The following is a 20,950-nucleotide window of genomic DNA, read 5'->3' as shown; positions in this document are numbered from 1 at the left end:
TCGCCATCCTTGCGATTCTCTACGCAGGCGGCTTTCTGGGGCAGATATTGGGCAACTACGCGGCATGGAAACAGGGCGGCGGCATCCCCGGAGACGGCACATCTCCGGCGGCAGCGTCGCCCGATTTTATTACCTGCCTGACCTCTGTGCTCCATCCGCCCTATGGGGTGTACGGGGTGCTGATCTGCATTGGCCTGCTGGCGATCCTGCTGCTCATGGTCATGAGGATGGGCTACAGTGATACCGGCGAGTATGACACAGACCGGAACTTTGTCTATTCGGCCAAGGGCACCTACGGCACCTCCGGCTGGATGGGCCGCAAGGAAATGAAGGGTGTGCTGGATCTGGTGCCGGACCTGCGCAAGCACAAAGGTATTGTACTGGGGATGCTGGACGGGAAAGCCGTCTGTATTCCCGAGAATCCCCGCATCAACGGCAACCTGGCCGTGTACGGCTCGTCAGGCAGCATGAAGACCCGCTCATTTTGTATGAACCGCATCCTTCAGGCGGTGATCCGTGGGGAATCGCTGATCATTTCAGATCCGAAAAGCGAACTCTATGAAAAATCCAGCGAATACCTGCGGGATCAGGGCTATTGCGTCAAGGTTTTCAACTTGGTGCTGCCGGAAAACTCAGACAGCTGGAACTGCCTTTCCGAAGTGGAAGGGCAGGAACTGATGGCGCAGCTTTTTGTGGATGTCATTATCAAGAACACCAACAGCACCGGCAAGGGCGACCACTTCTGGGACTCCTGTGAGATGAACCTGCTGAAAGCCCTCGTCCTCTATGTGGACCAGAGCTATGCCAAAGAAAACAGGAATATCGGCGAGGTGTACCGGCTGCTGACGCTGAACGGGGAATCCGACTTGGATAGCCTGTTTGATGTTCTGCCGCCCACCCATCCGGCCAAAGCGCCCTACAGCCTGTTCAAGCAGGCCAGCGACACGGTGCGCAGCGGCGTCATCATCGGCCTTGGCTCCCGGCTGCAGGTGTTCCAGTCGGAGCTCATCAAGAAGATCACCACCCGGGATGAGATCGACCTGGAACTGCCCGGCCAGGAGCGGTGCGCCTACTTCCTCGTTACCAGCGACCAGGACAGCACCTTTGATTTTCTGGCAAGCCTGTTCCTGTCCTTCTGCTTTATCAAGTTGGTGCGATATGCAGACAAGAACTGTGAGGGCGGCAAACTGCCGGTTCCCGTCCATATCTTGGGGGAAGAGCTCACTGCCTGCGGGACCATTCCGGACCTCTCCCGCCGTCTCAGTGTGATTCGATCCAGAAACATATCCATGAGCTGTGTCTTCCAGAACCTTGCGGGTCTCCAAAACAGATACCCGCTCAATCTCTGGCAGGAAATACTTGGAAATTGCGACGCGCAGCTGTTTTTGGGCTGCACAGACAGCCTGACGGCGGAATTCATCTCCGAGCGCACTGGTCTGGCCTCTGTGTCAGTGTCCAGTAAATCCAAGCAGCTGGGTACCTGGCGCATCTCCAATTATACGCCGGAATACCGGGAGACCTCCGGCGTCGGCAAACGACCCGTCCTCACCCCGGATGAAGTGCTTCGTCTGCCGATTACGCAGGCGCTGGTCATTATCCGCGGCCAAAAAGCCCTGAAGGTAGAGAAGATGGACTACTCCAAGCACCCGGAATCCTCCAAGCTCCGCGACTGCAAAGCCTCGGCGCACATTCCTGAATGGCGAAAATTGGAGGAACAGGCGCAGCCGAAGCCTGCCGCCGCACCGTCCCCGCCCCCCAAGCCGCAGGGGACCGCCCCCAAAAAGCCGGTAAAGAGAAAGCCCAAGGCAGCCGGCACACCCGCCGGCGCCAAGCAGGCAGCTCCGGCCCCTTCCGCTGAGGCCCCGGACGGGATCATCACCACAGATAAGGACTCGATCCTTTCTTAAATTCACATCATAGGAGGTTTTTACTTATGGCAACCAAGAAAAAGGAATTGCTGGAGCAGGAAAATTCCGCTCCTGAGACCACGGTTCCCGTGGAGAACACTCCGCCCCCTGATGAAGCGCAGGCTGATATGGCGGCGCCTTCTGATGGCGGCGATTTGAATGAGCTGCTGGCCTCTATGGACCAGACTGATGAAGATGCTGCCCCCATGGCGGATGGCGGTACCCTCCCGGAACTTACCGAAAGCGAGGTGTTTAGTACGGCAGCTGCCGATACTGCGGCGGCAGACGCCCTCCCCGGCGAGGACGACACCGCTGTTCTGGCAGAGGGCCCTGACAGTGATGATGGCGAAGATACCTCTGCTGTTCCCGCTGATGATAGTGCGGCCGATGTCCCCGGTGAGCCTGTTTCTGAAGCGGCTGAGGAACCGGAACCGCCCAAGCCCAAGCGGGCCACCCGCAGGAAAAAGACCGCGCCGGCCGAAAGTATGGAGCCGGCGGAAGGAGTTCCCGCAGAAGCAGAGCCTCCTGAGCCGATGGCTCCCGTTGAGGAAGATGCGCCGTCTGATGATAGCGAAGCGGCTGCGGCAGAAACTCCTGCCGCTCTGGCCGAACCGCCGGCAGAGGCAGCCCCTACTCCCGCTTCTACTCCCAGGCGCACCGCCGCTCCCCGCCGCAGAGAGCCTTCGATCCTTACCATCCGCAGCCGGGAAGATGTGGAGACACAGGAAGACCGTGAGGACATCATCTGGCATGAGATCCACAACGCCTACCGCACCCGCCGCATCCTCACCGGCAAGCTGGGCGGCATTGAGCAGCTGGACAACCGCAAAACGGTGGCTGTGGTGGACTACAAGGGATTCAGAATCATCATCCCCCTGAAGGAAATGATGATCAACCTGGGCCGCAGCCCCTCCGGCCAGGAATACACTGACCTGATGCTGCGCCAGAACAAGATCCTGGGGAATATGCTGGGCGCCGACATTGACTTTGTGGTGCGGGGCATTGACTCCAAGACCCGCAGCGTGGTAGCCAGCCGCCGGGAGGCCATGATGCGCAAGCGCCAGACCTTCTATTTCGATTTGGACCCGGATGGGATGTACCGCGTCTACGAGGGCCGCATTGTCCAGGCCAGGGTCATCGCTGTGGCGGAAAAGGTCGTCCGTGTGGAGGTGTTCGGCGTGGAATGCTCCATTCTGGCCCGCGACCTTGCCTGGGACTGGATCGGCGACGCCCATGAGCGGTTTGCTGTGGGCGATGAAGTGCTGATCCGTATCCTCAGTGTACGGCGCAACAGCCTGGAGGACCTGGGCATCCGGGCCGACATCAAGAGCACTTCGGAAAACACTGACCGGGACAACCTGCAGAAGTGCCGCATCCAGGGCAAATACGCCGGAAAGGTCACCGATGTTCATAAAGGTGTGGTCTATGTCCGGCTCGCCAATGGCGTCAATGCGGTAGCCCACTCCTGCTATGACTACAGGATGCCCGGCAAGAAGGATGATGTGTCCTTTGCCGTCACCCGCCTGGATATGGAGCGGGGCGTGGCCGTGGGCATCATCACGCGGATCATCCGGCAGAATTTGTAATGCACAAAAGCCGCTTGGGAAGTGCCGAATGCGCACTTTCCAAGTGGCTATTTTTATTACTATGCACTGTTACAAAACTCTATTTTTTCTCAATGTTAATAACTCGTTGTGTCCAATTTCGGTAAAAGGCTTCTTCATGCGATACGAGCAGTACCGTTCCCTCAAAAGTTGAAAGGGCTGTTTTCAAAGCCTCTTTTGCCTGTACATCTAAATGGTTTGTAGGTTCATCCATAATTAAGAAATTGCAGGGAGTCAGAGTAAGCAGACACATTTTTACCTTTGCCTGCTCTCCACCGCTTAATGTTCCTATGGCCTGCATAGCGTGTTTACTGGAAATCCCACATCGCGCCAAATGTTTGCGGACATCTTTTGTCACCATATTGGGATAAGCATTGGCAACAATTTGAATGGGCGTCAATTCAGGTTCTTGCCACTCTAAATCCTGTTCAAAATATCCGATAGTAACCTGATCGGAAAATTTGAAATGGCCCTGCATAGATGGAATTTCCCCAATCAGGGTTTTTAACAGTGTCGATTTTCCAATCCCATTAAATCCAGTAATAACAACTTTTTGTCCTCCCTTAATGCTAAATTCAACGTTTGATAAAACGGGGTAATGGTAGCCAACTGCCAGATGTTTCACCAACAAGTGTTCTGTATTGGTTAATGGAAGTACGGGAAAATGGAAGTACGGAATAATTTCCTTTTGGTCTAAGGCCTCCATCTTTTCCATCCGGTCAAGCTGCTTTTGTCGTCCTCTCGCCATCTTTGCTTTTCTTCCCGCTATGTTCTTCCGTATAAATTCCTCCGTCTTTTTAATTTCCTTTTGCTGGGCCGCATATTGTCTTACATAATCTTCCCGCAGCAAAGTTTTCTTTCGCAAAAATTCGGAATATGTGCCATAGTATTTCGTGATAGTATCGTTATCAATATCACAAATGCGGTTCGCTATCTTGTCCAGAAAGCCATAATCATGGGAAACTACTAAAAAAGCATTTTCCAAAGCAGATAAATATTCTGCCAGCCATGTCACATGGTCTTTATCAAGGAAATTGGTCGGCTCATCCAGCAACAAAACATCCGGTTTTTCCAGCAGCAACTTCGCTAAAATTACTTTGGCTCGTTGTCCGCCACTCATTTCTGCAATCGAACGGTCAAGGCCAATAGCCAGAAGTCCTAACCCATTGGCGACACGCTCAATGGCTGTATCTATCGAGTAAAAATCGTGGGCTTCAAGCTGCTCCTGATAATGGGCGGCCAGTTCAAGGCTTTTCATATCGCCGTCAGCAGCTTTTTCATAGAGCTCCATTGCCTGTGCTTCCATATCAAATAGCTTTGAGAAAGCAGATTTAAGGAATTCCTTCATCGTTAGGGAATGGTCAATTTCCGCATATTGGTCTAAATAACCAACCGTAGTATTTGGTTGCCAGACGATACGCCCGCTGTCTGGAATGATCTGCTCCGTACAGATTTTGATTAAAGTGCTTTTGCCGGTTCCGTTCTGTCCGACAATACCAATATGTTCCCCCTTGTTGAGTGTAAAGCCTGCATTTTTGTATAGCACATTCTCTCCAAAAGAGTGTGTCAGTCCGTCAATTTCTAATAAGCTCATGTTTATCAATCCTTTCCTGTATATTCTGGACAAAAGAAAACGGCAGAAAGCAAAGATACATAAGTGTATCTGCCTTCTGCCTCTGGCATAGTAGCTCAAAAACAAAAGGCTATGGACAAAACATTGTCCATAGCCTCATACACATTATAACTGCATGGGAAGCCACTTTCTAAAAATGGGTATAAAATCCCCTTTGATGGCTTCCCGATGAAATCTAAATGCGTCGTTTATACGCTATACTCTGCACAATGTTTCATCGGTATGGATTGTACAGAGTCGATTCTCTTTTTACGCTGATCGGTTAAATGAAAATTCATATTCATGGCTCTATCTCCTTTTGAGAGGTATAACCCCTATTTTTAATAATACTATGGAAAACATGGTTTGTCAATCATGATACGCCGTTATTGCCCTGCTCCTAATAACAACGCATTTTACAAATTAGATATTGCCTTTTTTTTAAAATATGCTGTATTTAATTTTGAAAATGTGCTATACTGATATTTAGAAAGGGGCGATCACATGAATCTGAAGAAAATAAGTTTTGGAAACTTCAAATGTCTTTATAAGGCATCTTTTGAGCCGGGAAAGGTCAATGTATTTATCGGAGCCAACGGCTCTGGTAAATCCACCATTCTGGAAGGAATCGGTTTGTTAAGCGCGGCCATGACTGATCGGGTTGATGCTGCCAGTCTCCAGCGCAAGGGAGTTCGTCTCAGTGTTCCTGCCCTCTATAAGTCAAATTTCAAGAGCATCAACCGGCTAAAGTCTACCGTTGATCTTTCTTTGGAATGGGATGATGGTAGCAGCTCGGATGTGTACCAGTATGATGTTCACTTAACTACCCCTACGGATACAGAGTACTGGAAATATCATTCTGAAGCATTTTTCCAGAATGGCGAAAGGTTATGGGGACGCAGCAACGCCTCTTCCCAGCAGAGTAACAATTATATTGGTTTCTTTCTCATTGATGATGCGATCAACTTGAATGCCAGCCGAAAAATTGCAGAGGATTTTTCGGCATATGGTATTTTTCAGCCTAACACAATTACATTGCGCGGTACTGCACCTGACACGACCCAAACGACCCCGATTGGGTTGAACGGCGGCCGCCTCGCAGAAGCTATTAAGGCATTGATCCACTCCGAGGATGATGAAGTGTTTTTCGGAAATCTCTATATGGACGACATTCTCGATATGATTGACTGGGCCGCTGACATTACAGTGGCTGCCCCGAAGAAAAGCAATATCAACGCCAATGTTCCAACTACTCGTGATATTATCGAGTTCACAGACCGCTACATGAAAGACACCGCTCAGTTTACCGGCTACGATGCAAGCGAAGGCGCTCTTTATGTACTATTCATGCTTGCACTGGCAATGCACCCGCAAGGTCCATCCATTTTTGCAGTAGACAGCTTTGATCACGCATTAAATCCGCGCCTGGCAAAAAAAATGATGGAGGTCTTCTGCAATCAAATTTTGCAACAGGGCAAGCATGTTTTTCTGACTACCCATAATCCGCTTGTCTTGGATGGATTGGATTTGAACAATGACAATATTCGCTTGTTTGCAGTGGATCGTGATTCCAACGGCTACGCCCAGATCCAGCGTATCAAAGTTTCTCAGGAACTGATCAATGAAGGCCAGCCGCTGTCCCGGCTTTGGATCAATGGCCGGTTGGGAGGTGTGCCTACTCTGATATGAAACACATAGGAATTGTTTGCGAAGGTCCCACCGATTATATTATTTTGAAAGGTGTTATTGACCAGATCACTGGGGCAAAAAACACATATGTCATGCTCCAGCCAGAAAATGACCTGACCGGAAAATACGGGAACGGATGGAAAGGCGTCTGGAAATGGTGTTATGACAATGCATCTATCCGTAAGGAATTGATGAAGGGCATCCAGCCGGCTCTGGATTTTTTAGTTATCCAAATGGATGGTGATGTATCACGGAAAGAAAAATCTTCTCATTGCTGGTGCGAGACGACACAATGTGTTCATAAGGGAGAATGGAATCCTTTAGAGTGCGATATTACCCCCGAAGGGCGAGCTGTCTGTCCCATCGTTCTCCCGTGCCCGGGGCATACTGCTTCTGTAGCAGGATATGTGTCCCACCTCAAAGGCCTCCTTACCACATGGCTCAAAGAAACAGATGATACCTGTATTGTTATCCCATGTGACAGTACTGAGGCCTGGATTGTTGCAGCATATGATCAAACCGATGGAATTGAGACGATTGAAGAGCCGTGGGAACATATCATTGCACACGGGAAATATTATCACAACATTCGGATTCCAGGCCAGAAAAAGCGCACCCGCATATTTGAGCAGTTTGTACCTACTGTCTGTGAGAACTGGTCCAAAGTAACCGAACTTTGCCAGAGCGCACATGATTTCGAGGAATCTCTTTTGGCACTTGTATAAATTCTTCAGCCGCATAAAGGCCGCATGGGATGCAAAACCCCATGCGGCCTTTATGTTTTGCCCTTGAAATCAAATTTCTATGAGCCTGATCTCTCGCCCCTGAACATGGGCATCGCGCAGCGTGAACAGCGTCCCCCCTTTGTCCCGTCCATCATACACCGCAATCACACGTTGCGACTGGGCAACCATATAGCGATTGCGGTTCATGTAGCACGAAGGAACATAGTGGTCGGAGATCACTTTCACGCCATCGCAGGCATGGCGAGTGTTCTTATAGCATTTGAAAAGCTGTAAGAACACTCGTCTTTTTTTGTTGCTTTTGTTGCTTTCATCCGGCGATAGTGGATGGGGCGTAGTTGACGACTACGCCCTTTCTTGTGTTTACGGACACCTCCGGCGCGGGTAGCGGGATCAGCTCCGGGATCTCAACGACCCCTACGCAGTTATAGTGAATACGGAGCCGCTGTTCCCACACACCGTCTATCTTCTCGGCGTTGAACACTTCGATCTTCTCGATGAGCTCGTTCAGCATCCGGGGAGTCAGCTTGCGGGCGCGGGTGTATTTGCGGACCAGGGAGATGAACATAGTGAGCGACCACGGCGGCAAGGGCGTTCTCGTCGCCGCTTACGGCTGCCAGGATCACCGGCACCGGAATCGACTTCACTTGTCCGGCCATTCAAATCCCTCCTTCATCAGGTACTCGCGCAATTCTTTCAGCGTAACGAGCCGCCGCTTGGATACGGTCTGATGGACGATGTTCAGCTTCTCGCTGATTTCACGGTCCGTCATTTCCAGGAAGTAGGCAAGCAGGATGACATCTCGCTTGCCCTCCGGCAGCTGCGCCAAGGCGTCAGCCAGAAGATCGCCGGTCACGACTACCGGGAGTCCCAGCACTTCAAAGACATGCTCGCTCATAAAGTGCTTGTCCCACACGGCGGTCTGCTCCAGTTCAGAAGCTGTCAGCTCGCCCAGGGATTTCTCCTGGGATTGGAGACTGGCAAGTTCGCGCTGGATGTACCGGGCCTCATTCTTCAAAACCTTGACGCAGAAAGCGCCAAACTGATTTTGAATACGCTGCTCATAGGAGTCTTTCATTTTCTCACCTCCCTTCGCGCCGCACGGGTGCGGGGTGGTGATCTCCTCCCTTTCGCCTCAGTAATGCAAGGCTTGCGATTTTGGCAACCGCGAGCGGGAAGAAATTTTTATGAAAGGCTCCGCTGTATAGCGAAGGCCCGCATAAACAGCAAAAAGCGCCTGTCTGCAAAACGCAGACAGGCGCAAATGAACTATTAAACGCTTTTATGTAATCATACAGTTCATACTCATAAGCAGAATGTGCCCCGGTGGTGACCGGGCTTTTTTTGATGGTGCGGGTATTGTCTTATTTTGTCGAAATTCTCCTTGCCTCACGGCGGCTCCCTCCTAAAGCCGCCATAATCTTTAGCGTGTGGTCGTCGTTCCTTTTGGGGGACAAAAAGCGGCGGCCTTGATATTCAAAGCCGCCGCGATAAAAGGGCATGGATAGTGTCTGCTGAACGACGGCTTTTTTTCTTTTGCCGTCGCCCGGCAGATAGATTTCAGCTATGACTGTTCTTGTAAGATAGTTTGTGCCTCACTCTCGCTTATGTAGCCATATTGGATCATTTTCTGGACAACATACTCTTGACGTTGCTCTGCCAGTTCCGGGTTTGCGGTCAATGAATAAATCGAGGGCGCATTGGGAATACCTGCCAAAAGTGTACATTCATAATCCGTCATATCTATGGGGGCTTTCCCAAAATATCCTTGACTTGCATCGTAAATACAGTAGTAGCCGTCTCCGAAATAGATGGAATTGACATACAACTCTAAAATCTCGTCTTTCGTATAGGCGTTTTCCAGTCGGAAGGCCATAAACATCTCAGCAATCTTACGGATAAAACTTTTTTCCTGCGTGAAATACAGGTTTTTGGCAAGCTGCTGTGTTATGGTGCTGCCACCCTCACGCAGACTCCAAGAGGTCAGATTATTCCAAGCGGCTCGGCCTATGGCAATCAGGTCGATCCCAAAATGCTGTTCAAAACGGTGATCTTCTACCGCCACAACGGCGTCCAAATAAATCTCCGGGATTTCAGCAAGGGTAGTATAATTGGGATCGGCTTGAATCTCTGCGACTTTCTGATCAAGAGGTTGCTCGGCAAGTGCATCACGGTACATTTTATAACCAAATCCGCCCAAAACACTGCCAGCAACGAGCATGGCCAGCATCGCTAGAGCGAAGAAGCGAAATAGGAACTTTCTTATTCTTTTCATACTGCACCTGCCTTTCCGTTTGAAATAGCGTCTATGTCATAGGCTCCGGCTTACGAATTGCCACCGTATTGTTCCTGCACGGCGGCAGGCATTTCATCAAATTGCACTTCCGCCCAGGTGACAACGCCTCGGAATGGAGCCACCTTCAGACATAGATATGCATCGTCAGTGAGAATTCGGCTCGTTTCAAAGCTCAGTTCTCTTTCTGCCCCGGTCTCGTCGTAGGTACTTAATGTGTAGCGATAATTCATCGCTCCATGCGGTGCAATCTCGGTTACACAGTCATTATCAATTTGCGTGTAGTAGTCCGAGCTTCTCTGTGTAGCCAGAAAAGCAACGATGATAAACGCTACCAACAAAATAGCTATGGAAGCAATGATGATTGTTTTTTTCTTTGCGTTCATAATGAGTACTCCTTATTCAATCTCAATGGATACGGTTCCGTCCGCCTGGTCGCCCCACACTCCGATATAAGTGCTTGTGCCATCCACTTCAACTGTGCCATCGTACTCACCGCTCTCCGAGAGAAGAATGGTCGGATCATCTGCACCTGAGCGAAGAAAAACCGCTGCCTTGCCACTTTCGAGAGAAAGAGAACAGGTGATGTGGAGTGTACTTCCCGCTTCGCGCTCCAGGGTAGTACCACCAAACAAAATCTCTGTACCTGCAAAATCGGAATACGTTGCTTCATAGGACCCCGTGTAATCATCTGCACCGTTCTTTTTGTGGCCTTGCAGTTTACTTTGGGGCGTCAGCGCAGCAGTCCCCGCATCATCAACAAATTTGCCAAAGGCTTCCAAGATGCTGTTTTTTGCCTGACCGTCATCAGCTTCGGATAAAGCATCAAGGGCCTGATTAGTGCCATCCGCCAATCCGTTCAGTACAATATCCGTGCCATCCGTCAATCCACTTAACACAGCATCCGTACCGTCTGCCAACGACTGCATGACCGTTGAGCATCCAGACAGGCTGACGACACAAAGAAGCGCACAAAGAAAAACGCAGATTTTACCTTTATAGTTTGATTTTCGCATGAACTCTCTCCTTTCGTTAGGCGCGACGCCTGCCGCGACCTTTTTTGGCTTTTTTCTTTTTCGTATTGCTCGCCTTTTTGCTGGGGCGGGAAAGCAGCAATATTGCCATCGTCAAAACCAACACTGCCGCTATGCCTGCCAGCGCCAGCAAAGTGCTTGGGGCCTGTGTAGCGCCGTTATACGCCTGCATATCAAAACCGGCGAGAATCAGCGCCGCCGAAAACGGGTAGGCAGAGAGCAGGAAGCCGCTCTTGAAGAACAAAATGCAATACCCCAGGAAGAACGTCAGAAGCGACCCGCCCAGGTAGGCCCCACGCATCTGGCCGAAAATCAGGATCATCGGCATACAGACCAGGCTGGTATTGAAAGCGGCTGCGACTAACTGCACGCCCTGCCGCAGCAGAACAGCGGCAGAAAGCCCATCCAAACCGGCGAGCGTGCCGGTCAGAACCGTTACGGCTACACTATAAATCCCAAACAGGATTGACAGGAAAATCGTGACGATCAGTTTCCCGCCCAGCAGCTTTGGGTATGATACCGGCACCGTCAATAGATTCTTCATGGTGTCATTTGTATTCTCACGGTCGATCAGCCAGCCGCCGATCATGACAAGCGAGATTGGCAGAAAAATCTGCGTGTTTCCCCAAATCACATTGGCAAACAGTTTGACAAAATCAAAGTTCTGATCCCGCATCTCCGGGTTGATAATCAGCTGGGTGCCATACTGCACGACAGGGCAGAGCGCCAGAGCCACAATACCAACCAGCAGGATCTGGCAGCGCCGCAGCTTGCGCCATTCTCCTTTTAGAATACTCCACATGACTTTACACCTCCTTAACAGCTCTGACGCTTATAGACCAGCGCGATCAATGTCAGGAACACCGCCGACTCCAGGATAACGACCAGGAACGCCTGAGGCGTTGTCACAAAGTAAGGACTGATCCGTTCCATCAATTCCGTCATCTGTGCGCTGGAGCTGGATGTGTCCAGATACTGAAAGAACCAGCGGAAGGTCAGCGGTCCAGGTAACAGCGTACCCGCATTGAACCCAAAGGGCTGCATGATGAAATAGTCGTTGGTGCCAAAAATATAGTTGACCGCCGTATAGAAGAACGTGATGATTACGGAGATAATGTAACTACGGTTCAAAAGCACCACCAGGAGGACGCAGGGCAACGCCCCGGCCCACATCATAATTCCCTGTCCGATGCCTACAAAAAACAGCTTCCAAAAGCCGACCGGCTCCAGCCCGGATGCCAGCACGATAGCCAAATTGACCAGGCCGCCGACAGCCATAAACGCGACGGAAAACAGAAACAGCAACGTCATCTTCGCCAAGGCCAGCGCAGGTTTGCTCACGGGAACAGTCATCAGGTTCTTTAGGGTATCGTTGTCCTGTTCTTCAAAGAGCAGATTCGATGCCAAAACCACCACAGCGGGCATCAGAAGCAGATAGGCGCTCAACTGGAACAGAGTGGACATCAGGCGATCCACCGCTTCCGCGCCACTTGAAAACTCCTGCATCTCCGGCAGAAACAGCGCACATCCCAAGGGGATCAAAGCCGAAATGGCCGCAGCCGCAAAGAACAGGGGCTTTCGTTTTAGCTTGGCAAACTCACAGCGCAAAAGTTTAAGCAATGCCCTCACCCCCTGTAACCTGTTTGAAGTAATCTTCCAGAGTGTCCTCATATGACAATGCCTTTCGGTGTCTATCTGCGTTACTACTTCTGCTATAATTGGCGCAAAACTTTGAGACTATCTTTTTTGCTCTCTCTGTTTTTCGAGCTGACCCAACTCAGCGGCCTGTATTTTGTCTATCCAGGCAGCTACCGCCTGTTTGACGTAGACGACCTGATCGTCAACACTGCGGGCAGCATGATTGGATTTGCCTTGGCCGGGCCAGTGAGCCATCTGCTGCCTACCCGACAAGAATTGGATACCGTTAGTTTCCGGCGGGGTGCGTCCATCTCCTTTACGCGGCGTGTTTTCTCATTTCTGGCCGATATGGCTTGCCTGACCTTTGCATCAGGTATTCTGGCCGTAGTTGTGGTCTCGTTTGGAATCACTCTCTCCATTCAATGGATGCCAGTTCTATTTATTGCCTACTTTGGGCTGCTGCCCATTTTGCTCCACGGTCAGACGCCCGGCAAACGGCTGACCCGCATGAAAATCATGCAAAGGAATGGCGATGCGGCACATTGGTATCAATATTTTCTGCGCTATGGCCTGCTGATTGCAGGTCTGGTCGGAGCACCATATTACTTGAACCGGCTACTATTTATTCTGATGGACGTATTGCATCTGGACAGTTTAGCATCACTCGTACTGCATGGGTTACTGATCGGTGGGTATTTGTTCTGGCTATTCTTTGCCGGGATTCGTATGGCCCTGCACAAGCCCTTGTTCTATGAGCGATGGTCACGGACAAAATTGGTAAGCACGGTGAAACACACATCGAATTGAGCATTGGCTTGATATTCATACTTTTTTGCGTCTAACAAAACTTCAAAAAGCATTTATAATGCCAAAAATCAGGGATAGGGCGAATGGCTAAAAACCATTCGCCCTATCCTTACTTTTGCGCTGTATTTTTTGCCCGTTATCTGCAATATGAATTATATTGGTGTGTTTGTCAAACGAAAATGTGAGCAAAAGGGCCCCAAAAAAGTGAGCACCTTCAGCACCAGATTTCATGTCGTGAGCAATGCTTTTCCCAAGTACCAAATGCTCACCTTTTGAGTACCCGGAAAGATGAGGGCCTTTTGCAAGAGTGGGTACCCTGGGGGGCCTAATGCTCACATCAGTCCCCTGGGGGGGGCCAAACGCTCACATCGGTGTCCAAAGCCCTTTTGCACTAATTTTGAGTACCCTAAGTGTATGCTCTCTGGCGGTTTAGGGACTGGGTAAGCCGGTAGCTCTCCCCAGAGAAAATCACAATATGGCTGTGGTGAATAAGCCGGTCAACAAGTGCCGCAGTCAGGCGGTTGTCGCCAAAGACGGTGTTCCACTGAGAGAACTCCAGGTTTGAGGTAATAATCAGGCTCTTGCGCTCGTAGCAATCGGAAATCACTTGGAACAGCAGTTCAGCGGCATCCTTGTGCAGAGGGACGAAACCAATCTCGTCAATCACAACAAGCTCTACCTTTTTCAGCGTATCCAGGTAGTTGTTCAAGGTCCCCTTGGTGTTCTTCTCCAGCAGGATGTTTGCCAACTCCGCCGCAGTAAAGAAGCGGACACGCCGCCCCTCCTGGCAGGCTTTCAAAGCAATAGCCGTAGCCAGATGGGTCTTTCCCGTCCCAACGCTCCCCATAAAAATCAGGTTTTCTTTTGGGGCAAGGAAATGGAGGTCGGTCATGTATTCCTGTGTCAAGCCGCCAGGAAGTTCAATGGCGGAGTTCCACACAAAATCATCCAGTGTCTTCATCACCCGGAAACCAGCCGTCTTTACCATGCGGTTAATCCGGTTGGCCTCTCGTTCCTGTAATTCCAGCGTCAAGAGGTCGGTCACATATTGCTCGGTATTTTCGTAGGGGACGCTCCGCCAGCCTTTCGCCATGCCGCCCAGCTTCACTTGCCGCATGAGCTGTTCAATCTGTTCAGCCATGAGCCTCACCTCCCATCAGGCCATCATAGGCTGAGAGGTTTGGATTGTAGTTCAGCAATGGGGCTCCGGAGAGTTTAAGCGGATCTGGGCGGTACTCCTTCTTGGCAATCATGTAATAACACTGCCGCAGGCTGTCCACATCGGCCCGGCCATTGGCGGCTGCCATTTCCAGAGCATCATCACAGAACTCAGAGTTTCCGTCAGCAACGATTTCGCTGAGAAGTTGCAGGGCGCTCTTCCGCTCTTTTCCCTTGGTGGAAGCAAGATAATCCTGCCACCGTTGCGGCATTTGGTGGAAGAAACGGGTATGCTCAATCGCTCCTGGCTTTTTGCAGAGGGTGGACACATACTGCGTCCAGTCGTAGACCTCATCATTGGTTTTGTAGCTTCTGGGAAAGCGTCCAACCGGTCTGTGGTCGTGGTAAAACGCTACATGGTCATAGAAGATTTTGGCCTGTACTTTTTCGCCGGCCAGCATGGGAGATAGCCCGTATTTATTCGTCTCAATCGTTGCAAAGCCTGTTTTACTCACGGTAAGCGTCGTTTACCACAACGGCCCGTGGGTCGGCGGCCTGTATCTCTGCAAGCCGCGCTCTGTCCTCTGGATATCGCCCCCGGCGCAGACTTCGGGACAAAGCTCATGGGGATGCTCGACACCTTCCCCAAAGCCTTTGAAACCTACTGGCCGGGACTGGGCGGCATTGACCTGCTGGTGGGCCTCGCCGGTGCGGCTGGGGTGTATCTGCTGATACAGTCCAAAATCAAGCAGGCAAAGAAATTCCGGCGGGATGCGGAGTACGGCACCGCCCGCTGGGGAACAAAGGAGGATATAAAGCCGTTTGTAGACCCCAAATTTCAGAACAATGTTATTCTGACCGGGACGGAGTTTCTTACCATGAACACCCGCCCGAGGATACCCGCCAACGCCCGCAACTTAAACGCCTGCGTCATCGGCTCGTCCGGCTCGGGCAAGACAAGGTTCTGGCTGACCCCGCAGCTCCTTCAAGCCCATTCCTCCTATGTGGTGGTGGACCCGAAGGGCGGCACCCTCGACCAGTGCGGGCGGTTCCTGCAACGGGAGAAATATAAGGTGCGGGTGTTCAATAGTATCGACTTCTCCAAATCCATGCACTACAATCCGCTGGCCTACATCAAAACGGAAAGCGACGTGCTGAAATTCGTCACCGCCCTGATCGCCAACACCAAAGGCGACGGCAAGGAGGGCGACGAGTTCTGGACCAAAGCCGAAACCCTTTTGTACTGCGCCCTTGTGGCCTACATCGTGTTTGAGGGGCCGGAGGAAGAACGCAACATGAATACGCTGGTGGAAATGATAAACAGCATGGAGGTCCGGGAGGATGACGAAACCTTCAAAAACGCGGTGGACTATATGTTTGACGGGCTGGAGCGCCGGAGTCCCCAGCACTTTGCTGTGAGGCAGTATAAGAAGTACAAGCTGGCAAGCGGAGATGTATGCTCTAAGTGACTTCTTAATCATGGTTTTTGTCATGGTTAGTGAAGCAGTCACTTAGAGCATTTTCATTTCAGGAGGTACAGCCATGAGAAACGAGAAAATCACCCCTCTGTATGAGCGTTTGAGCCGCGATGATGAGTTACAGGGCGAGAGTAACTCCATATCGAACCAGAAAAAGATGTTAGAGGACTATGCCCGCCGGAATGGGCTACCGAACCCCACCCACTTCACCGATGACGGTGTATCGGGAACCCGTTTTGACCGTCCCGGCTTTCTGGCGATGATGAAGGAAGTCGAGGCCGGACGAGTGGAGGCCATTGTTATCAAAGACATGAGCCGCCTGGGGCGTGACTATCTGAAAGTCGGCCAGGTTATGGAGATTTTGCGGCAGCGCGGCGTCCGGTTGATCGCCATCAACGACGGTGTGGACAGTCTGAAAGGCGATGATGATTTTACCCCGTTCCGCAATATTATGAACGAGTTTTACGCCCGCGACACCAGCCGGAAAATCCGCTCCGTGTTCAAGTCCAAGGGCATGAGCGGCAAGCACCTGACCGGCACTGTCATTTACGGCTATCTGTGGGACGAAAAGCGGGAACACTGGCTTGTGGACGAAGAAGCCGCCGAAGTGGTACGCCGTATCTTTTCCCTGACGATGGAGGGCTATGGCCCCTATCAAATCTCCAAGCTGCTGTCCGAGGCAAAGGTTGAAATCCCCGCTGTCCATCTGGCTCGCTTTCACGAGGGCGTAAACAGGTCAAAGCCGGTCAAAGACCCCTACGGCTGGGGATCGTCCACCATCGTGAACATCCTGAAAAAGCGGGAATACCTGGGCCACACCATCAATTTCAAGACACGCAAGCACTTTAAGGACAAGAAAAGCCACTATGTTGACGAAAGCGAGTGGACGATTTTCGAGAACACCCATGAGGCCATCATCGACCAGGAAACCTTTGACAATGTGCAGCGCATCCGGGCGAATGTCCGGCGCTACCCGGACGGCTGGGGCGAGGCCCATCCCCTGACCGGCCTGATGTACTGCGCCGACTGCGGCGGCAAGATGTATGTTCACCGAACCTACAACGGAAAACGCGACCCGCAGTTTACTTGCAGCCAGTACACCAAAGTCCCATGCGGGACGCTCTGCGGCACACAGCACCGCATCCGGGCCGAGGCCGTCCTGACCCTGATAACCGATATGCTCCGGGCCATCGCGGAGTATTCCAAGAATGACCGGGCCGAGTTTATCCGCACTGTTCAGGAAACGCAGGCCGCCCAGCAGGCCGCCGACATATCCAAGAAGCGGAAACGGCTGGCCGCCGCCCAAAAGCGGGCCGGGGAACTGGAAAAGCTGATTTGCAAAATCTATGAGGACAACGCCCTGGGCAAGCTGCCGGACGCCCGGTATGAGGCCCTGGACGCACAGTATGCCAAAGAGCAGGACGCTCTCAATGCGGAAATCACGGAACTGGAAAAGGCCGTTATCGGCTATGAGCAGAGCCGGAAATCTGCGGAGAAGTTTATTGCCTTGATTGACAAGTATGAGAATTTCGACACGCTGACAAATACCATGCTCAACGAGTTTGTAGAGAAAATTCTTGTCCATGAACGCGCCCGCAAAGGCAGCCAGGACACCACTCAGGAGGTTGAAATCTACTTCAATTTTGTGGGCCGGTATATCCCACCCGCCTTGCAGCCGGTTCCCCTGACCCCGGAGGAACAGGAAGAACTGCGGAAGAAGGAGGAACGCAAGGACAGGCTTCACCAGAACTACTTGCGCCGCAAGGCAAATGGCAAGCAGAAGGAATGGGAAGAACGCTACAACGCCAGGCGCAAGGCAAAAATGGATGCGGCAAAGGCCGCGATCCGGGCCGAGGACATGGAGAAGGGCATTTTTACCACCGTTAGCCAGTTACCCAGGCAGGAGCCGCGCAAGGCCACCGTATCGGCTAGCGCCGCAATTTAACCATCACAGTGCAAAGGAGAATGAACATGAGCGAATTGACTTATACCCGTTGCGGAGATTACTACATCCCCGATCTGAAACTGTCCGAGCAGCCGGAGGCCCCCATCGGCAAGTATGGCCGTATGCGGCGGCGCTACCTGAAGGAACACCGCCCCGGCCTTTACACCAGCCTGATTTTGTGCGAAAAGCTGTATCCGCACCTGTTGGAGATTGACCGGGCGGCGCGGGAGCGCATGGACGTCATGCTGCCCCGCATGATGGAGGCGGCGGGCGTGACCGAGGATTTGAAGGCCCGTGACCCCATGCGCTGGGTGGGGCTGATAAACACATTGAAAGCGCAGGCGGAGGAAATAATTATTACAGAAATCATTATGGAGTGATGAAGGGTGCGGGGAATATTCTCCGCACCTTTTATCAAATCGTGCTGCTTGTTGTCATTCCTGATATGCGGTAAAATATTTTTTGGGAACTTGTTTTTTGCGAGGTTTCTGTGACATTTGGGTGATACTCTACAAAGAAAAGGATGTGAGCGCATGAGAATTTTAGTGGTCGAGGATGACCGCCTTTTGAATAATACCCTTTGCTATAACCTGTCTGCCGCAGACTATGAGGTCGCTGCTGCTTTGACAAAAAGTGCTGCGGAACGTCTGTGTAAAAAACAGGAATATGATTTGATTGTCCTTGACATCAATCTGCCGGACGGAAACGGATTTGATTTTTGCCGGGATATAAAAGAACGGCACCCGGACACAGCGGTCATTTTCCTCACGGCTAACGATATGGAAAGCGATATGCTGAAAGGGTACGAGCTGGGGGCGGATGATTATGTGACAAAGCCCTTTCCCATGAGCGTATTCCAGAAAAAGGTGTCCGCTTTGCTGGCCCGTATCCGAAAACAGTCTGGCGGAGACTGCTACAATGACGGCGATCTGTTTATCAATTTTACGGAAATGACCGCCCTACTTCACGGGGAAAGCATCGCCTTTACCCCGATGGAGTACCGTCTTTTGAAGGTGCTGACGAAAAATCCGCAGATCGTTTTGACCCGGCAGGTGCTATTGGAAAAGCTGTGGGATATTGACGGAAACTTTGTGGATGAACACGCCCTGACTTCAACCATCAGCCGGGTACGAACAAAAATCGAAACAGAAGGCCGCCAGTACATCAAGACAGTGTACGGCATGGGCTACATGTGGATTGGAGGCTGGAACAAATGAAAACAGTAAAGTTATCAGTAAATAAGGCTTGTGTTGCCATCTGCGCGGTACTTGTTTTGCTTTCGTTGTTTTTACTGTCTGTCGTGTATTATTTGACGCAAAACACATTTGCACTGGTTTGTGTACTGCTCTATGTGGCCAGTGTTATCGGATGTATGGCCATATTTCTGACCTTTATACGCCGTAAACTAACCTTGTTTTCAGATGCCTTGTGCAAGCTGCTTGACGATATGATGTCAGCAGATCAGGCCCCGCCACAGTACACCGAGGAAGAAAACCTGTTTTATAAAATCCAGCACCGCCTTTCCCGTCTCTATGAAGTGCTGCGGGAAAGCAAAAGCAGCATTGCAAAGGAACGGGCCGACTTGCAGGAATTGATTTCGGATATATCCCATCAAGTCAAAACGCCGATTGCAAACCTGAAAATGTTGGACGCGACGCTGCTGGATCAGACGGTGACGCCGGAAAAGCAGAGAGAATTTCTTGTTGCTATGGACAGCCAGCTCGACAAGCTGGATTTTCTCATGCAGGCGCTGATTAAAACTTCCCGTCTTGAAACCGGCGTGATTTCTTTGGAGCCGCAGCCGCAGGCCATTTATGATACCCTTGCCGCGGCGCTGGGCGGTATTCTGTTGCACGCCGAGCAGAAAAAGATTGCAGTCACAGTGGATTGCCCGGAAACGGTCACTGCGGCCCATGACCGGAAATGGACAACCGAAGCCCTGTTCAACATTCTGGATAACGCGGTAAAGTACACGCCAGAGGGCGGGAAAATCCATGTGGCTGTCGTGAGTTTGGAAATGTATGTGAAGATTGATATTTCTGATACAGGCATTGGTATTCCCGAACAGCATCAAGGGACGATTTTCAAGCGGTTCTATCGTGAAAGCAGCGTACATGACGCCCCCGGTATTGGGATTGGTCTGTATCTGGCCCGTGAAATTATCACCCGGCAAGGCGGCTTTATCCGCGTATCTTCGGAACTCGGCACCGGCTCCACTTTTTCAGTTTTCCTGCCCCATTCTTGAAATGTCACAGGATTGTGACATTTCAAGGCGTTTTCAAGGGAAATTCAAGAACCGTTGTGACATTTCTGTGAGGATTGCATTTTACAATGGAACCATCAAAAAGAAAGGTGGTAGCACTTATGCCTATTTTACAAACAACAGATTTGAAAAAATACTATGGTGAAGAGCCAAACATTACGAAGGCTTTGGATGGCGTTTCCCTTTCGGTAGAACAGGGAGAATTTGTCGCCATTGTCGGTACATCCGGCAGCGGCAAGTCCACACTTCTGAACATGATCGGCGGATTGGATGTCCCTACTTCCGGCAAGGTCATTGTGGACGGCAGGGACTTGTCCACCCTGAAAGACGAGCAGCTTACCATTTTCCGAAGGCGGAAAATGGGCTTCATCTTTCAGAATTATAATCTTGTCCCCGTCCTCAATGTCTATGAAAACATTGTTCTGCCGGTGGAATTGGACGGCGATCAGGTGGACAATAACTATATGCAGGAAGTTGTTCGGATGTTGGGCCTGGAAGATAGGCTGAACAATATGCCGAATAATCTCTCTGGCGGCCAGCAGCAGCGCGTGGCGATTGCACGCGCTCTGGTATCGAAACCGGCGATTGTTTTAGCGGACGAGCCGACGGGCAACCTCGACAGCCGGACGAGTAATGATGTTCTTGGCCTGCTGAAAGTAAGCAGCCAGAAATTTCACCAGACCCTTGTAATGATTACCCATAACAACGAGATCGCCCAGCTTGCAGATCGGATTATCCGTATTGAGGATGGGAAAATTTCTGAATGATGGGGGTGTTGA

The 20,950-nt window shown here is 51.1% G+C and carries 20 protein-coding genes and 1 pseudogene; 11 read left to right on the top strand and 10 right to left on the bottom strand.

Features of this window, described 5'->3' with window-relative positions; all coding sequences use genetic code 11:
- The first annotated feature begins 44 nt into the window (after window positions 1-44).
- Both B5G37_RS01105 and B5G37_RS01100 read left to right on the top strand, forming a co-directional pair.
- Window positions 45-1,907 (top strand): type IV secretory system conjugative DNA transfer family protein, encoded by a 1,863-nt coding sequence (locus B5G37_RS01105; protein ID WP_343214169.1) that lies wholly within the window; start codon window positions 45-47, stop codon window positions 1,905-1,907.
- A 26-nt stretch (window positions 1,908-1,933) separates the two neighbouring features.
- The gene (locus B5G37_RS01100) at window positions 1,934-3,493 is read left to right on the top strand and encodes a S1 RNA-binding domain-containing protein (protein WP_087231537.1); all 1,560 of its coding nucleotides are present in this window, start codon (window positions 1,934-1,936) and stop codon (window positions 3,491-3,493) included.
- Between the two features lie 79 nt (window positions 3,494-3,572).
- Here B5G37_RS01100 and B5G37_RS01095 read toward each other — a convergent pair whose 3' ends face one another.
- A complete protein-coding gene (locus tag B5G37_RS01095) occupies window positions 3,573-5,105 on the bottom strand; it encodes an ABC-F family ATP-binding cassette domain-containing protein (RefSeq protein WP_087231533.1) in 1,533 nt (510 codons plus the stop codon).
- 522 nt (window positions 5,106-5,627) lie between these two features.
- On the opposite strand from B5G37_RS01095, the gene B5G37_RS01090 reads away from it, so the two are divergent.
- Window positions 5,628-6,812 (top strand): ATP-binding protein, encoded by a 1,185-nt coding sequence (locus B5G37_RS01090; RefSeq protein ID WP_087231530.1) that lies wholly within the window; start codon window positions 5,628-5,630, stop codon window positions 6,810-6,812.
- Window positions 6,809-7,537, top strand: coding sequence for a hypothetical protein (locus B5G37_RS01085; RefSeq protein ID WP_087231527.1), 729 nt, complete (start codon window positions 6,809-6,811; stop codon window positions 7,535-7,537). Before B5G37_RS01090 ends, B5G37_RS01085 begins: the two co-directional genes overlap by 4 nt.
- A 328-nt stretch (window positions 7,538-7,865) precedes the next feature.
- On the opposite strand, the gene B5G37_RS01080 is transcribed toward B5G37_RS01085, so the two are convergent.
- From B5G37_RS01080 to B5G37_RS01045, 7 genes are all read right to left on the bottom strand, one after another.
- Entirely contained in the window at window positions 7,866-8,069 is a 204-nt protein-coding gene (locus B5G37_RS01080) for a DUF4368 domain-containing protein (RefSeq protein ID WP_242962721.1), read from the bottom strand.
- Between the two features lie 129 nt (window positions 8,070-8,198).
- The gene (locus B5G37_RS01070) at window positions 8,199-8,633 is read right to left on the bottom strand and encodes a sigma-70 family RNA polymerase sigma factor (RefSeq protein WP_087231524.1); all 435 of its coding nucleotides are present in this window, start codon (window positions 8,631-8,633) and stop codon (window positions 8,199-8,201) included.
- A gap of 486 nt (window positions 8,634-9,119) precedes the next feature.
- Complete coding sequence (locus B5G37_RS01065) at window positions 9,120-9,830, bottom strand: biosynthetic peptidoglycan transglycosylase (protein ID WP_087231521.1); 711 nt, start codon at window positions 9,828-9,830, stop codon at window positions 9,120-9,122.
- Between the two features lie 50 nt (window positions 9,831-9,880).
- Window positions 9,881-10,234: a YxeA family protein gene (locus B5G37_RS01060; RefSeq protein WP_087231518.1), complete on the bottom strand. Its 354-nt coding sequence runs from the start codon at window positions 10,232-10,234 to the stop codon at window positions 9,881-9,883.
- 12 nt (window positions 10,235-10,246) lie between these two features.
- The gene (locus B5G37_RS01055) at window positions 10,247-10,864 is read right to left on the bottom strand and encodes a hypothetical protein (RefSeq protein ID WP_087252957.1); all 618 of its coding nucleotides are present in this window, start codon (window positions 10,862-10,864) and stop codon (window positions 10,247-10,249) included.
- Between the two features lie 16 nt (window positions 10,865-10,880).
- Window positions 10,881-11,684, bottom strand: coding sequence for an ABC transporter permease (locus B5G37_RS01050; protein ID WP_087231513.1), 804 nt, complete (start codon window positions 11,682-11,684; stop codon window positions 10,881-10,883).
- A 14-nt stretch (window positions 11,685-11,698) separates the two neighbouring features.
- Window positions 11,699-12,511, bottom strand: coding sequence for an ABC transporter permease (locus B5G37_RS01045; protein ID WP_242962729.1), 813 nt, complete (start codon window positions 12,509-12,511; stop codon window positions 11,699-11,701).
- Window positions 12,512-12,553: 42 nt separating this feature from the next.
- On the opposite strand from B5G37_RS01045, the gene B5G37_RS01040 reads away from it, so the two are divergent.
- Window positions 12,554-13,327: a VanZ family protein gene (locus tag B5G37_RS01040; protein WP_242962720.1), complete on the top strand. Its 774-nt coding sequence runs from the start codon at window positions 12,554-12,556 to the stop codon at window positions 13,325-13,327.
- Window positions 13,328-13,733: 406 nt separating this feature from the next.
- On the opposite strand, the gene istB is transcribed toward B5G37_RS01040, so the two are convergent.
- Together istB and B5G37_RS01030 are read right to left on the bottom strand one after the other, a co-directional pair.
- The gene (gene istB / locus B5G37_RS01035; protein WP_087231493.1) at window positions 13,734-14,468 is read right to left on the bottom strand and encodes an IS21-like element helper ATPase IstB; all 735 of its coding nucleotides are present in this window, start codon (window positions 14,466-14,468) and stop codon (window positions 13,734-13,736) included.
- Window positions 14,461-15,000 carry a hypothetical protein gene (locus B5G37_RS01030; protein ID WP_140400329.1) on the bottom strand — a complete coding sequence of 180 codons (540 nt, stop codon included), beginning with the start codon at window positions 14,998-15,000 and terminating at the stop codon, window positions 14,461-14,463. Before B5G37_RS01030 ends, istB begins: the two co-directional genes overlap by 8 nt.
- A gap of 75 nt (window positions 15,001-15,075) precedes the next feature.
- On the opposite strand from B5G37_RS01030, the pseudogene B5G37_RS01025 reads away from it, so the two are divergent.
- The 6 genes and pseudogenes from B5G37_RS01025 to B5G37_RS01000 form a co-directional block, all read left to right on the top strand.
- Window positions 15,076-15,936: pseudogene (locus B5G37_RS01025) on the top strand (type IV secretory system conjugative DNA transfer family protein); the annotation flags it as partial.
- Window positions 15,937-16,027: 91 nt separating this feature from the next.
- Window positions 16,028-17,908 (top strand): recombinase family protein, encoded by a 1,881-nt coding sequence (locus B5G37_RS01020; protein WP_087252955.1) that lies wholly within the window; start codon window positions 16,028-16,030, stop codon window positions 17,906-17,908.
- A 26-nt stretch (window positions 17,909-17,934) separates the two neighbouring features.
- Window positions 17,935-18,288, top strand: a complete 354-nt coding sequence (locus B5G37_RS01015) for a TnpV protein (protein ID WP_087235951.1) — start codon at window positions 17,935-17,937, stop codon at window positions 18,286-18,288.
- A gap of 153 nt (window positions 18,289-18,441) precedes the next feature.
- On the top strand, window positions 18,442-19,125 hold the full coding sequence (locus B5G37_RS01010) for a response regulator transcription factor (protein WP_087235953.1): 684 nt from the start codon (window positions 18,442-18,444) through the stop codon (window positions 19,123-19,125).
- Entirely contained in the window at window positions 19,122-20,153 is a 1,032-nt protein-coding gene (locus B5G37_RS01005) for a HAMP domain-containing sensor histidine kinase (RefSeq protein ID WP_087235955.1), read from the top strand. The genes B5G37_RS01010 and B5G37_RS01005 overlap by 4 nt, the downstream gene beginning before the upstream one ends.
- Window positions 20,154-20,272: 119 nt before the next feature.
- Window positions 20,273-20,938 carry an ABC transporter ATP-binding protein gene (locus tag B5G37_RS01000; protein ID WP_087235957.1) on the top strand — a complete coding sequence of 222 codons (666 nt, stop codon included), beginning with the start codon at window positions 20,273-20,275 and terminating at the stop codon, window positions 20,936-20,938.
- The last annotated feature ends 12 nt before the right edge of the window (window positions 20,939-20,950 follow it).

Origin of the sequence: Pseudoflavonifractor sp. An85 (assembly GCF_002161235.1) — a bacterium.
Taxonomy (GTDB): Bacteria; Bacillota; Clostridia; order Oscillospirales; family Oscillospiraceae; genus Enterenecus.
The sequence above is the reverse complement of the archived record's forward strand: the minus strand, read 5'-3'. Positions and strand labels throughout refer to the sequence as shown.